Origin of the sequence: Variovorax paradoxus EPS (genome assembly GCF_000184745.1) — a bacterium.
GTDB classification, from domain to species: Bacteria; Pseudomonadota; Gammaproteobacteria; order Burkholderiales; family Burkholderiaceae_C; genus Variovorax; species Variovorax paradoxus_C.
On the sequence record NC_014931.1, the window covers coordinates 1862961 to 1876221 of the forward strand.

Annotated in this window: 12 protein-coding genes; 8 read left to right on the forward strand and 4 right to left on the reverse strand. The window is 67.1% G+C overall.

The features are described from left to right. Positions 1-2: 2 nt before the first annotated feature. Genes VARPA_RS08430 through VARPA_RS08440 form a run of 3 tightly spaced genes read right to left on the reverse strand, consistent with a single transcriptional unit; the run spans position 3 to position 2326 of the window. Positions 3-845 (reverse strand): BPSS1780 family membrane protein, encoded by an 843-nt coding sequence (locus VARPA_RS08430; RefSeq protein ID WP_013540128.1) that lies wholly within the window; start codon positions 843-845, stop codon positions 3-5. A gap of 10 nt (positions 846-855) precedes the next feature. Beyond that, positions 856-1905 carry a homoserine kinase gene (locus VARPA_RS08435; RefSeq protein ID WP_013540129.1) on the reverse strand — a complete coding sequence of 350 codons (1050 nt, stop codon included), beginning with the start codon at positions 1903-1905 and terminating at the stop codon, positions 856-858. Between the two features lie 55 nt (positions 1906-1960). Continuing rightward, positions 1961-2326 (reverse strand): hypothetical protein, encoded by a 366-nt coding sequence (locus VARPA_RS08440; protein WP_041943432.1) that lies wholly within the window; start codon positions 2324-2326, stop codon positions 1961-1963. A gap of 97 nt (positions 2327-2423) precedes the next feature. Between VARPA_RS08440 and polA the strand changes: the two genes are divergently transcribed. From polA to VARPA_RS08455, 3 genes are read left to right on the forward strand one after another with little or no spacing between them, the layout of a single operon-like run. Further along, positions 2424-5237: a DNA polymerase I gene (gene polA, locus VARPA_RS08445; protein ID WP_013540131.1), complete on the forward strand. Its 2814-nt coding sequence runs from the start codon at positions 2424-2426 to the stop codon at positions 5235-5237. Between the two features lie 53 nt (positions 5238-5290). Next, positions 5291-6574 carry a M20/M25/M40 family metallo-hydrolase gene (locus tag VARPA_RS08450; RefSeq protein ID WP_013540132.1) on the forward strand — a complete coding sequence of 428 codons (1284 nt, stop codon included), beginning with the start codon at positions 5291-5293 and terminating at the stop codon, positions 6572-6574. 16 nt (positions 6575-6590) lie between these two features. Then, positions 6591-7493, forward strand: a complete 903-nt coding sequence (locus VARPA_RS08455) for a LysR family transcriptional regulator (protein ID WP_013540133.1) — start codon at positions 6591-6593, stop codon at positions 7491-7493. Here VARPA_RS08455 and VARPA_RS08460 read toward each other — a convergent pair. After that, entirely contained in the window at positions 7490-8101 is a 612-nt protein-coding gene (locus VARPA_RS08460; protein ID WP_041942823.1) for an FMN-dependent NADH-azoreductase, read from the reverse strand. The genes VARPA_RS08455 and VARPA_RS08460 overlap by 4 nt on opposite strands. Positions 8102-8201: 100 nt before the next feature. Between VARPA_RS08460 and VARPA_RS08465 the strand changes: the two genes are divergently transcribed. From VARPA_RS08465 to VARPA_RS08485, 5 genes are all read left to right on the forward strand, one after another. Further along, entirely contained in the window at positions 8202-9626 is a 1425-nt protein-coding gene (locus VARPA_RS08465; RefSeq protein ID WP_013540135.1) for a PLP-dependent aminotransferase family protein, read from the forward strand. A 109-nt stretch (positions 9627-9735) separates the two neighbouring features. Continuing rightward, positions 9736-10203 (forward strand): carboxymuconolactone decarboxylase family protein, encoded by a 468-nt coding sequence (locus VARPA_RS08470; RefSeq protein ID WP_013540136.1) that lies wholly within the window; start codon positions 9736-9738, stop codon positions 10201-10203. A gap of 6 nt (positions 10204-10209) precedes the next feature. Next, a complete protein-coding gene (locus VARPA_RS08475; protein ID WP_013540137.1) occupies positions 10210-10530 on the forward strand; it encodes a DMT family transporter in 321 nt (106 codons plus the stop codon). Positions 10531-10583: 53 nt separating this feature from the next. After that, positions 10584-10940 carry a DUF2946 family protein gene (locus VARPA_RS08480; protein WP_013540138.1) on the forward strand — a complete coding sequence of 119 codons (357 nt, stop codon included), beginning with the start codon at positions 10584-10586 and terminating at the stop codon, positions 10938-10940. Between the two features lie 125 nt (positions 10941-11065). Further along, on the forward strand, positions 11066-13255 hold the full coding sequence (locus tag VARPA_RS08485) for a TonB-dependent receptor (RefSeq protein WP_013540139.1): 2190 nt from the start codon (positions 11066-11068) through the stop codon (positions 13253-13255). Positions 13256-13261 lie beyond the last annotated feature (6 nt).

Below are 13261 nucleotides of genomic sequence, written 5' to 3' on the forward strand. Positions count from 1 at the left end.
GGTCAGTTCGGATCGAAGCTGTCGCGGAAGGTGAACCAGGTCGAGCTCAGCGACATGGCCGCCAGCACCAGCGCCGTGCCGATCATCAGGATGTTGCCGACCGCCACGGCCGCGCCGCCCGCGCCCAGTGCGCCGACGCCCACCAGCACGGTGGCCACCAAGCCCATCGCGATGCCGGCCAGGAGGAACACGCCGAACCATGAGAGCACGAAGAGCGCATAGGCGCCGAAGTTGCGGAACAGCGCAACGATGCTGAAGAAGATGCTCTTGACCGGCTCCACGCGGTGCCAGTGCACCAGCGCCGGCGCGTGCCACATGGCCAGCGACAGCGGCAGGTTCAGGCACATCAGGAGCACGCGGGCCAGCTGGAAATCGCTGCTGGCCATCACCTCGGTCGAGATCGCGTCGTCCAGCAGGTAGGCGCGCATGAGCTGTCCGCCGTCGACCAGCGCGGTGACCATCACCGCGAACACGAAGTACACCGCCGAGATCACGCCCAGCACCACCAGCGAGCGCCATTCGGCGCGCATGGCGCCGAACACCTCGACGAACATCGCGGAGCCCGTGGGGCGCTGCAGATCGCCGGGGCGGGTCGCACGGATGAGTGCGTCGGGGTTGCTGTTCTCGTGCGCCACCGAGGTCGCCACCATCAGGCCCAGCGTCATGAAGGGCAACAGTACCGGCGCGATCACGCTGCCGATGATGGGCAGCACCGACACCATCGAGATCGCCGCCATGAACAGGAAGAACAGCGAGATGAAGGCGAGCGGCTGCTGCCAGAAGGTCTTGAGTCCGGAGCGGACCCAGGCGGCGCCGGTTCGCGCCGGCACGAGGTTGAGTTTCATGGGGTCCGGATCATGCGGCCATGAGCGGCTCGAGGGCCTGTGCCATGGCATGCGGGTGGTTGGCGCGCCAGCGCAGCACGCGCTCGAAGTGCGTGGGGTCGTGGGGCTTGAGCATGCTGGCCTCGCGCGGCAGATGAAAGTCCCACAGGCGCGAGATCCAGAAGCGCAGCGCCGCGGCGCGCAGCATCGCGGGCAGCAGGGCGCGCTCGGAGGCGTTCAGCGGGCGCACGGTTTCATATGCGGAGAGCAGGGCGTCGGCACGTGCGGCGTCGTGCACGCCGGTGGCGAGGTCGATGGCCCAGTCGTTCAGGCACACCGAGAGGTCGAAGAGCCAGGTGTCGGTGCCTGCGAAGTAGAAGTCGAACACGCCGGTCAGGCGAGGGGCCGAACCGGGCTCGCCGTCGGTCGCGAACATCACGTTGTCACGGAACATGTCGGCATGCACCGGCCCGCGTGGCAGCGCCGCGTAGGCCGACGATTCGGCGATGTGGTTCTGGTAGGCGAGCTCGGCGCGGAGGAGCGCGGCCTGCGATTCGTCGATATAGGGCAGCACCACCGGAACGGTCTCGTTCCACCACGCGAGGCCGCGCAGGTTCGGCTGGATGCGCGGAAAGTCGCGCGCGGCGATGTGCATGCGCGCCAGCATTTCGCCCAACTCGGCGCAGTGCGCGGCCGTCGGTGCGAGCTCGCTGTGGCCCGACAGGCGCTGCACCAGCGCCGCCGGCTTGCCCGCCACGGTGTGCATCAGCTCGCAGGGCGCATTGGCGGGAACCGTCAGCACATGGCCCTTGGGAGCTTCCACGGCCGGATCGGCCACGGGCTCCGGCACCGGCAGGCCGCCGGCCGCCAGGTGCTTCATGAGGCAAAGGTAATAGGGCAATTGCTCGGCGCTGAGGCGCTCGAACAGCGTGAGCACGAACTCGCCGGACTCGGTGGTCGCGAAGTAGTTGGTGTTCTCGATGCCGCCCTCGATGCCGCGCAGGTCGCGCAGCGCGCCCATGCCCAGGCGCTGGACGAGCGCGTCTGCCTCGCCGAACTCGACTTCGGTAAAAACTGCCATGGGGGTGCTCAGCGACGAGCCGGGAATGCGGGGGACTGGAACGACGAGGGCACGGTCAGAACTTCATCACGTTCCAGACGCGGGCGCCGCTGCTGCCGGAATTCGCGTCGCTCGAACCCCGGGCGGTGCCGCCGTCGTTGGGCAGCACTTCGTAGCCCGGCATGTTCGACTTCGGCTTGACGTTGATGCTCTGCGTGCGGCCGCCGTAGCGAACCTCGTCGACCGAGGCGCCGCTGTCTTCCGTGTGGATGTGCTCGATCTTCTGGTTGCGGCGGCCGTCGGCCTGCTCCTGATTTTGTAGCGGCTCCGCCGGGGCCGGGGTGGCAGCGGGCGCGGACTGCGCCTGCGCGGCGGCGAAGGGGGCTGCAAAGGCCAGCGCCAGCAGGATGCGGCGGGCAATCAGGAGTGTGGAGCTAGGCATGCCTTCATTGTAGGCGCGCACCTGCGCCAAGGGTGTCGGTGCCGTGTGCATGGCGCCGTGGTTCTGTACGCCGGTCCGGGCACGGCAAAATGGCCCGATGACCGACAAGAAAACGCTGCTGCTCGTCGATGGCTCGAGCTATCTCTACCGAGCCTTCCACGCCATGCCCGACCTGCGCGCCGTGCCCGGCGACCCGAAGAGCCCGGCCACCGGCGCCATCCGGGGAATGATCAACATGATGACCGCGCTGCGCCGCGAGGTGCGCGCCGACTACGCCGCCTGCATCTTCGATGCACCCGGCAAGACCTTCCGCGACGACTGGTATCCCGAATACAAGGCCAACCGCTCGCCGATGCCCGACGACCTGCGCAGCCAGATCGACCCCATCCATGAAGTGGTGAAGCTCCTGGGCTGGCCGGTGCTCACGGTGCCCGACGTGGAGGCCGACGACGTGATCGGCACGCTCGCCAAGATCGCCGCCGCGCAGGGCGTCGAGGTGATCGTCTCCAGCGGCGACAAGGACCTGAGCCAGCTGGTCGACGAGCACATCACCATCATCGACACGATGAACGGCAAGAAGCGCGACGTGGCGGGTGTGACGGCCGAGTTCGGCGTGCCGCCGAACCTCATGGTCGACTACCAGACGCTTGTGGGCGACTCGGTCGACAACGTGCCCGGTGTCGAGAAGGTCGGCCCGAAGACGGCAGCCAAATGGCTGCTCGAATACGGCTCGCTCGATGCGCTGGTCGAACGCGCTGCCGAAGTGAAAGGCGCCGCCGGTGAAAACCTGCGCAAGGCGCTGGACAAGCTGCCGCTGAGCCGCAAGCTCGTCACGATCCGCACCGACTGCGACCTCGAAGGCCACGTCACCGGCCTGCCGTCGCTCGAAGGCCTGCCGGTCGGCGCGCCTCAGACCAGCGAGCTCAAGCCCTTCTACGAGAAGTTCGGCTTCAAGAGCCTCGTGAAGACGCTCGAAGCGCAGGAAGTTCCGCCCGAGCTGATCGAGGAAAACATCAAGAAGAAGGCCGCCAAGGCCAACACCGACCAGGGTGGCCTGTTCGACGAGCCTTCGGACCTGAGCGCGCTCGACGCCGCCGCGCCAGCGAGCAACCTCAAGTACGACACCATCACCACCTGGGAGCAGTTCGACGGCTGGCTCGCGAAGCTCGAAGCTGCCGAGCTCGCAGCCATCGACACCGAGACCACATCGCTCGACGAAATGGTCGCGCAGATCGTCGGCGTGAGCTTCAGCGTCGAGCCGGGCGAGGCGGCCTACATTCCGCTCACGCACAACTATCCCGACGCGCCCGCGCAACTGCCCATCGACGAGGTGCTCGCGAAGCTCAAGCCCTGGCTCGAGAACCCCGAGAAGAAAAAACTCGGCCAGCACATCAAGTACGACCGCCATGTGTTCGCCAACCACGGCATCGAGGTCGAGGGCTATGCGCACGACACCATGCTGCAGAGCTACGTGCTCGAAGTGCACAAGCCGCACGGCCTCGCGTCCCTGGCCGAGCGCCACCTGGGTCGCAGCGGCATCTCCTACGAAGACCTGTGCGGCAAGGGCGCGCACCAGATTTCCTTCAGCCAGGTCGACATCGCCAAGGCGGCCGAATACTCGTGCGAAGACAGCGACCAGACCCTGGACGTGCACCGCACGCTGTGGCCGCAGCTCGAAGCCAACGAGAAGCTGCGCTTCGTCTACCAGCTCGAAATGGATTCGAGCGAGGCGCTCTACCGCGTCGAGCGCAACGGCGTGATGATCGACAGCGCCACGCTCGCCGCGCAGAGCCACGAACTCGGCACGCGCATCATGGCGCTGGAGCAGGAGGCCTACGAGATCGCGGGCCAGCCCTTCAACCTTGGTTCGCCCAAGCAGATCGGCGAAATCTTCTTCACCAAGCTGGGCCTGCCGGTGGTCAAGAAAACACCGAGCGGCGCACCCAGCACCGATGAAGAAGTGCTGGAGAAACTGGCCGAGGACTACCCGCTCCCCGCCAAGATCCTCGAGCACCGCGGCCTGTCGAAACTCAAGGGCACCTACACCGACAAGCTCGGCCAGCTCGCGAACCCGCGCACCGGGCGCGTGCACACGCACTACGCGCAAGCTGTGGCGGTCACGGGGCGCCTGAGCAGCAACGACCCGAACCTGCAGAACATCCCGATCCGCACGCCCGAAGGCCGTCGTGTGCGCGAGGCTTTCGTTGCGCCCGCAGGCAGCGTGATCGCCAGCGCCGACTACTCGCAGATCGAGCTGCGCATCATGGCCCACATCAGCGGCGACGAGTCGCTTCTGCGTGCCTTCACCGAAGGCATCGACGTTCACCGCGCAACCGCCGCCGAAGTGTTCGGCTCCACGCCCGACCAGGTGTCGAGCGAGCAGCGCCGCTATGCGAAGGTCATCAACTTCGGGCTCATCTACGGCATGAGCAGCTTCGGCCTCGCGAAGAACCTGGGCATCGAGACCAAGGCCGCAGCCTCCTACATCGAGCGCTACTTCGCGCGCTACCCGGGCGTGAAGGCGTACATGGACGAGACCAAGGCGCTCGCCAAGGAGCAGGGTTACGTCGAGACCGTGTTCGGCCGGCGCTTGTACTTGCCCGAGATCAATTCGCCCAACGGCCCGCGCCGCGGCGGTGCCGAGCGCGCGGCCATCAACGCGCCGATGCAGGGCACGGCGGCCGACCTCATCAAGCTGAGCATGGTCAAGGTACAGAACGTGCTTGACGAAGAAAAGCGCGCCACCAAGATGATCATGCAGGTGCACGACGAACTGGTATTCGAAGTGCCCGAGGCCGAAGTCGAATGGGTGCGCGCCGAAATCCCACGCCTGATGGCCGGCGTGGCGGCGCTCAAGGTGCCGCTGCTCGCCGAGATCGGCATCGGTCCCAACTGGGACAAGGCCCACTGACGCGACACAAGAGCGAAACAAGACACGAGACAAACCAAAGAAGAACCGCACCCATGAAAATCCAGCCCCGCAAATTCCTGCTCGCCGCCGTTTGCGCCGCCTTCCTCGGCACCGCCTTCGCCGCCCCCGATGCCCGCATCGCCTCGCTCGCCGCGAAAGAAAAGCCCGCGCTGCTCGACACGCTCAAGGAGCTGGTCTCCATCGAGTCGGGCAGCCGCGACCTCGACGGCCTGGAAAAAATCTCCGACCTCATCGCCGCGAAGTTCAAGGCGCTGGGCGGAGAGGTCGAGCTGATCGATCCGAGCGCCGAGGCCTACCGCATGGAAGACACGCCCGAGAAAATCGGCCGCGTCGTGCGCGCCACCTTCAAGGGCACGGGCACGAAGAAGATCATGCTCATCGCGCACATGGACACGGTCTACACCGTGGGCATGCTCAACAAGCAGCAGTTCCGCATCGACGGCGACAAGGCCTATGGCCTGGGCATTTCCGACGACAAGCAAGGCGTGGCCGTCATCACGCACACGGTGGCCATGCTGCAGGCGCTGAAGTTCAAGGAGTACGGCACGCTCACCGTGCTGATCAACGGCGACGAGGAAATCAGCTCGCCCGGCTCGCGCGCGCTTCTCACGCGGCTGGGCGGCGAGCACGATGCGGTGATGTCGTTCGAAGGCGCCTCCATCAAGGATGACAAGCTATCGCTGGCCACCGCGGGCATCGCCTCGGTCACGCTGAACGTTACCGGCAAGGCTTCGCATGCGGGCTCCGCGCCCGAGCTGGGCGTGAACGCGCTCTACGAGCTCTCGCACCAGATCCTGCAGATGCGCGACCTCTCCGACCCGGCCACGGGCCTGAAGATGAACTGGACCATCTCCAAGTCAGGCAGCAACCGCAACGTGATTCCGGCATCGGCAACCGCAGGCGCCGACGTGCGCGTGCTCAAGGTGGCCGACTACGACCGCATCGAGCAGCAGGTGAACGAGCGTGTGAAGAAGCAGCTGATTCCCGAGGCCAAGGTCGAGCTGAAGTTCGAGCGCCGCCGTCCGCCGCTCGAAGCCACCGCCGCCTCGATCGCGTTCGCCAAGCATGCGCAGGCGATCTACAAGGACGAGCTCGGCCGCCCGCTGGGTGCGGACGACAAGGCTGCTGGCGGCGGCACCGATGCCGCCTTCGCCTCGCTCAAGACCAAGGCGCCGGTTGTCGAGCGCTTCGGCCTGCAGGGCTTCGGCGCGCACTCGGCCGATGCCGAATACGTGCTGATCGATTCCATCGAGCCACGCCTGTATCTCGCCACGCGCATGGTGATGGACATCGCCCGCGGCAAGACCGGCAACTGATCCGTCTGGGCCCTTTATGCGGCTGCGTCACATCGAGGTCTTCAACGCGATCATGCTCACGGGCAGCGTGAGCGCGGCGGCGCGGCTCATCAACATCACGCAGCCGGCGGTGAGCCGCACCCTGCAGCACGCGGAGCTGCAGCTGGGTTTTCCGCTGTTCCAGCGCGCCAAGGGGCGGCTCTCGCCGACCACCGAGGCGCTCACGCTGTACCCGCACATCGAGCGCCTGTTCGCGCAGCTCGACGAAGTGCAGCGGCTGGCCTCCAACCTCAAGGCCGGCAGCGACACGGGCGAGCTGCGCATCCTGAGCGTGCTGGCGCTGAGCTACGAGATATTGCCGCGCGCGCTCAAGGCATTCCGCGAAAAGCATCCGGGCTACGCGATCACCGTCGAGTCATTGCATTCGCCGCAGATCATGTCCGCGCTGCTGCTGCAGGAGGCCGACGTGGGCTTCGCCTTCAGCCCCGTGGTGCACCCCTCGCTTACGCAAGAGACGCTGGCCGACAGCCGCATGGTCTGCATCGCGCCCAAGGGGACGCTCCCGCGCGCGCTGGTGCGCAACGGCTCGGTGGCGCTGCACGACCTGGTCGATCGCCCGGTGATCGGCCTCGACAGCCGAGACCCCGTCGGCACCAGCCTGAGTCAAGCTTGCCGGCAGGCCGGCGTCGGCTTCCAGCAGGCGGTGGTGACGGTGCAGACCTACCACGCGGCACTGGCCATGGCGCACCACGGCCTCGGCGTGGCGCTGGTCGACGGCTGCACCGCGCATTCGGCGGACCGCGAGAAGGTCGATGTGCTCACGCTCGAGCCGCACATCCCGGTGCCGGTGCGCGCGCTGCGTTTCACCGGCCGGCCCGATTCGGTGGCGGTGCGCGGCATCACGCGCTGCATGCAGCAGGCGATTCAGGAAACGCTCTAGACGCGCAGCGGGAAATACGCCTGCAGAGCGTCGTCGGCGCCCGTCCTCGATTTCTCAAGAATCTGTGGCCCCAGGCCCGTTCCCTGCACCGAGAAGAAGTGCAGGTCCTTCAAACCGATCTGGGCCAGGATGACCGTCAGGTACGGCGTCAAAAAATCCGGCTGCCGTGCGTACTCTCCGGAAAAACTGCCCCCTGAAGCGATGGCGATGAATACCGGCCGGTCGCGAAGCGTGCCGACCTTGCCGCCCGGTCCCGTGTCGAAGGTGCGGCGTGCCCGCACGACGTGATCGATCCACGCCTTCAGCGCCGAGGGAACGCCCAGGTTGTGCATCGGCGTTCCGATGACCACGGCATCCGAATCTTCCAGTTCCCGGATCAGTTCGTCGGACTGGGCCATGGAACCGCCGTGCGCGATCTCCGCCGTGGCCGAGTGCTGGCCAAGCGCGTAGTTCGCGTCGATGTGGGGCAGGGCGTTGCCACCGATCACCCGGTTCGTCACCGTGGCAGCCGGCTCGCGACCCATGAGGCGCGCGACGATCTTTCGGGAGAGCCGGTAGCTCTCGGAGGCTTCACCGCGGGGGCTGCAGACGATGTGCAGGATCTTCATAGTGACCACTTCAGATTCTTGTGAAAGGAGGCAGTCTAGGAAGCACATGGCCTATGTCATAGAGCCATGAATGAAGATTGGGGCTGATCCATAATTTGGCATGAAGACCGCCGGAAAGCCCACCTCCATCTCGCCCCTGGACCCCACGGCGGTCGAGCCTTACTACCGCCAGATCTACGAGCGATTGCGCAGCGCCATCGCCAGCGGCTTGCTCAAGCCGGGCGACCGCATTCCCTCGGCGCGCGCACTGACCAAGGAGCTGGGCCTGGCCCGGGGCACCATCGACACGGCCTATTCCCTGCTGACCGCCGAGGGCTACATCCAGGCCCGCGGCCAGGCGGGCACCATCGTCACGCCGGGCCTCAAGCCGCGCACGCCCGTGGCCATGCCGTCGCCCGTGATCGACACCGGGACTTCCTCGATCGGCTTTCGTCCTTATTCGATCCTTCCGTTCCAGATGGGCTTGCCCGCGCTGGACGAATTTCCCCGAAAGATATGGGCGCGCCTCGGTGCGCGGTGCGCGCGGGCCATGCAGCCGTCGGACATGACGCATCCCTCCGTCTACGGCCAGCCCGCATTGCGCGCGGAAATCGCCGCCTACCTCCAGGTATCGCGCGGCATCCATTGCGCGGCGTCGCAGGTGTTCGTGACTTCGGGATATCGCCACTCCATCGAGCTGATCGGCCTTGCGTTGCTGAAGGCGGGCGACCGCGTCTGGCTCGAAGACCCGGGCTATCCGCCCACGCGCGAACTGCTCGCGCAGATGCACATCGCGACCGTTCCGGTGCCGGTCGACGCGGACGGCATGGTCGTTGCCGAAGGCGTCCGGGCGGCGCCGCGTGCGCGCATGGCCGTGGTCACGCCGGCGCACCAGAGCCCGCTGGGCGTGTCCCTTTCCCTGCAGCGGCGCCTCGCACTGCTGGACTGGGCGGGGCGGAACAACGCGTGGATCGTCGAGGACGACTACGACGGCGAGTACCGCTATGTGAGCCGCCCGCTGCCTGCGCTCAAGAGCCTGGACCGCGACGGGCGCGTGCTCTATGCGGGCACCTTCAGCAAGGTGCTTTTTCCGAGCCTCCGGCTGGCGTATCTCGTGGTGCCGCAAGCGCAGGTCGAGCGCTTCGAGCAGATCATCCAGACCTTCGCCGGGGGCAGCCCCGAACTCACGCAGTCCATCGTCACGGCCTTCATCAAGGAAGGCCACTTCGCGCGCCACATCCAGCGCATGCGCAAGCTCTACGCCGAGCGCCGCGAAGCCACCAAGGCGGGACTGGAGAAGGTGCTGGGAAAGCACGTGAAGATCGACGCGCTGCCCGGCGGCATGCACCTGATCCTGCGGCTTGCGGGCCGCCAGTCGGATCGCAAGCTCATGCTTCGGATGCGGGCAGACGGCCTCTTCGCGGAGGCGCTGTCGGAATGGCAGCAGATCGGCAAGGGCCCGTCGGCATTGCTCGTCAACTTCACGAACATCGATTCCCGGGCCACGGCCGAGAAACTGGGCAAGCGCATCCTGGCCTTGATGTGATGCGGGGAATCATGGTCTAGAACCGAATGCCATTCTTGGCTCTTCTGAACTGGACCAAGATCTCCGACCATAGAGTCCTTCTCAATCAGCAAACACACAAGGACTCCTCATGAGCAATCGCATCGACTACGCCAAGGTTTCGCCCGACGTCTACAAGGCCTTCGGCGGGGTGTATGTCGCCGTCCAGAAAAGCGGCCTGCCCAAGCAACTGGTCGATCTCGTCTACCTGCGGGTGTCGCAGATCAATGGCTGCGCCTACTGCATCGACATGCATTCGCGCGACCTGCTCAAGTCCGGCCTCGCGGTCGACAAGCTGGTGCTGGTGCCGGTGTGGCACGACGCGGGCGCGGTGTTCAGTGCACGCGAACGCGCGGCACTCGCGTTGGCCGAAACCGTGACGCGCGTCGCCGAGACGGGCGTGCCCGATACCGACTACGAAGCCGCCACCGCCGAATTCGGCGACAAGGAGCTGGCCGATCTCACCTATGCGATCAGCCTGATGAACGCCTTCAACCGCTTCGGTGTCACCTTCCGCTCGACGCCCGCCGCCACGGTTGCCGCGGCGGCTGCGGCCTGAAGCGCCATGGCCTGGACACTGCTCGGCATCGCCGGGCTTCTGGAAATCGTCTTCGCCTTCGCGATGAAGTCGTCCGAAGGCTTCACGCGGCTGGTGCCCGCGCTGTTCACGGTGGGTGCCGGCCTGTCGAGCGTGGTGCTCCTGGCGCTCTCGATGCGCACGCTGCCGATGGGAACGGGCTATGCGGTATGGACCGGCATCGGCGCGGCCGGCACAGCAATCGTGGGCATGGCGGTGCTGGGCGATTCGGCCGCGCCGCTGCGGCTGCTGTGCATCGCGCTCATCCTGGCCGGCGTGATCGGGCTCAAGCTGGTCACCATCGACTGACGAAGGGAATGAAGGGGTCGGGCGGGCATCGGCCCGCGCCATAATCCGGCCCCATGCACGTCCTTCGAACCCTCTGCTTCCTGCGCCGCCTGGCGCTGGCATGGTTCACGGCCTCGCTGCTGGTCGCGGGGGCTTCGCCCCTCGTGAATCCGCAGGCGATGGAGCTGGTGTGCTCCGCCACCGGCAGCGTCAAGCTCATCGTGCAGGGCGACGACGGCCCCGCCGAGATGGGCATGGCGGCGATGGACTGCCCGCTGTGCATGGTCTCCGCGCCGCCGCCTGCCGCCACGCAGGTGAAGCTGCCCACGCCGCTGCCGCTGGGCCGCGCGCTGCAATCGATTCCCGCGGCCCGCATCGCGGCCGCCACGGCCTCGCCGCTGCCGGCGCGCGGGCCGCCCGCGCTCTCCTGAACTCCCGTATTTCTTCCACCTGACGCTGCCTCCGGGCGCGCGGTGGGTCTTCGGTCGTTCCGCGGCCGGCGCAACGTGGTCGCCCTTGTCGGGCTTGCGCGCGCCGCCGCCGCCAGAGAGATTCCATGTCCCGTATTCCTTCCGCCCCCACGCTGGGGCTCGCGGCCCTGTTCGGCGTCGCCTCCGCACCCGGCTTCGCGATCGCGCAAGAGGCTGGCACCGCCGGCGCTGCCGCACGGTCGCTGCCGCAGGTCGAAGTGACCGACGATGCGCCCAGTCCCAACGGCCGGCTCGACTTCGATACCCCCTCCGACACCGCGAGCCGCCTGGGCCTCACGCCGCGCGAGACGCCGGCTTCGGTCACCGTGGTGAACCGCTCGGTCATCGATGCGCGCGGCGCGCAGAACACGCAGGAGATCCTGCGCGCCATTCCCGGCGTGACCGCGCACGACGCGCCGGGCAACATCGGCGTGAGCTACCGGGGCTTCGGCGCCGGCTCGATCGGCCAGCTCTTCAACGGCATCAACGTGCAGTATTCGATCGCCGCGCGGCCGGTGGACAGCTGGATCTACGACCGCGTCGAAGCCATCGGCGGGCCGTCGAGCTTCCTGTTCGGCTCGGGCGCGCTGGGCGGCTCGATCAACTACATCACCAAGACGCCGGAGCGCAGCGACTTTGCCGAAGCGCGATTGCGCCTGGGCACGCAGCACCTGCAGGAAGCCTCCTTCGGGCTGAACCGCCGGGTGGCCGGCGATGGCGGCGCGGGCAGCCATTACGCGCGCATCGACGTGAACCACCGCGATGCCAACGGATGGACCGACGGCACGGGCAGCCGCTCCACGCAGCTCGCGGCCTCGCAGCTCTCGGACCTGGGCGGAGGCCTCAAGCACACGCTGGCCTACGAGTTTCAGGACGAGAACGTCGACCGGCCCTACTGGGGCACGCCCGTGCTCAACCCGGTGGCCGGCACGATGCGCATCGATCCCGGCATCCGCTTCAGGAACTTCAACAGCAGCGACGGCCTCTACGCGCAGCGCGTGCAGTGGCTGCGCTCGGTCACCGAATGGCAGGCCACCGACGCGTTTCAGCTGAAGAACACCTTCTATGCCTACGACGCACTGCGCGACTACCGCAATGTCGAGAGCTACCGCTACAACCCGGGCAACACCGCGGTGATCCGCTCGGGCGCGTTGCTCCAGCGGCACGACCAGGACGTGTGGGGCAACCGCGTCGAGGGTCTCTACAAGGGCCGGCTCGGCAGCCTGAAAAGCGACTGGTCCTTCGGGCTGGACTTCAGCGTGAACCGCCAGACGCGCTTTCCCAACAGCCTGACCGGCACCGTGAGCACCGTGAATCCGTATGCCTTCACTGTCGAGCGCTTCTTCGAGGTGAAGGGCATGGTGCCGGGCTTTCGCCCCGACCGCGACAACAAGGTGCGGACCACCGCGCTCTACCTGGAGAACCGCACCGCGCTGCTGCCTTCGCTGCACCTCATTGCCGCGCTGCGCCACGAGCGCATCGACCTCGACCTGGTGAACCGGCGCACCGTGGATGCGGCGAACCCCGCCACCTTCCAACGCGGCTACAAGCCCACGACCGGGCGCATCGGCCTGGTGTGGGATCTGGCGCCGGGCGCGAGCCTGTATGCGCAATACGCCACCGCGGCCGACCCGCCTTCGGGCGTGCTCTCCACCGCGTCTTTCGCCGACGTGCGCAACAACAGCGAGCTCACCACCGGCCGGCAGGTGGAGATCGGCACCAAGCTCGATTTCTGGCAAGGCAAGGGCACGGCCACGCTTGCGGCCTACGGCATTCGCCGCAAGAACATCGCGACGCAGGACCCGAACAACAGCACGCTCACCGTGCTGGTGGGCGAGCAGTCGTCCAAGGGCGTGGAGCTGGCGCTCGGCCTGCAGCCGACGCGGCAATGGTCGCTGCAGGGCAACCTCACCTACGTCGATGCGCGCTACGAGCGCTTCACGCAGGGCGGCGTGTCGCTCGCGGGCCGCACGCCGACCAACACGCCGGCCATGGTCGCGAACCTCTGGGTGTCGTATGCGTTCACGCCCCGCCTGGAAGCCAGCGTGGGCGTGCGGCATGTGAGCAAGGTGTACGCCGATGCGGCAAACACCGCGAACTGGCCGGGCTACACGCTGCTGGACCTCGGGCTGAGCTGGAAGGTCAGCAACACCGTCGCCGTGGTCGGTCGCATCCGCAACGCGACGGACCGCATCCACGCGCTGAACGTCGGCAGCACCTTCGCCTACCTCGGCGCACCGCGCACGGCGGACGTCTCGCTGCGCGTGGCGTTCTGACCCAGG

Coding starts and splice junctions, on each gene's coding strand:
- VARPA_RS08470 (WP_013540136.1), top strand. CDS start 9,736: ATGAGCAATCGCATCGACTACGCCAAGGTTTCGCCCGACGTCTACAAG.
- VARPA_RS08450 (WP_013540132.1), top strand. CDS start 5,291: ATGAAAATCCAGCCCCGCAAATTCCTGCTCGCCGCCGTTTGCGCCGCC.
- polA (WP_013540131.1), top strand. CDS start 2,424: ATGACCGACAAGAAAACGCTGCTGCTCGTCGATGGCTCGAGCTATCTC.
- VARPA_RS08465 (WP_013540135.1), top strand. CDS start 8,202: ATGAAGACCGCCGGAAAGCCCACCTCCATCTCGCCCCTGGACCCCACG.
- VARPA_RS08475 (WP_013540137.1), top strand. CDS start 10,210: ATGGCCTGGACACTGCTCGGCATCGCCGGGCTTCTGGAAATCGTCTTC.
- VARPA_RS08430 (WP_013540128.1), bottom strand. CDS start 845: ATGAAACTCAACCTCGTGCCGGCGCGAACCGGCGCCGCCTGGGTCCGC.
- VARPA_RS08435 (WP_013540129.1), bottom strand. CDS start 1,905: ATGGCAGTTTTTACCGAAGTCGAGTTCGGCGAGGCAGACGCGCTCGTC.
- VARPA_RS08455 (WP_013540133.1), top strand. CDS start 6,591: ATGCGGCTGCGTCACATCGAGGTCTTCAACGCGATCATGCTCACGGGC.
- VARPA_RS08460 (WP_041942823.1), bottom strand. CDS start 8,101: ATGAAGATCCTGCACATCGTCTGCAGCCCCCGCGGTGAAGCCTCCGAG.
- VARPA_RS08480 (WP_013540138.1), top strand. CDS start 10,584: ATGCACGTCCTTCGAACCCTCTGCTTCCTGCGCCGCCTGGCGCTGGCA.
- VARPA_RS08440 (WP_041943432.1), bottom strand. CDS start 2,326: ATGCCTAGCTCCACACTCCTGATTGCCCGCCGCATCCTGCTGGCGCTG.
- VARPA_RS08485 (WP_013540139.1), top strand. CDS start 11,066: ATGTCCCGTATTCCTTCCGCCCCCACGCTGGGGCTCGCGGCCCTGTTC.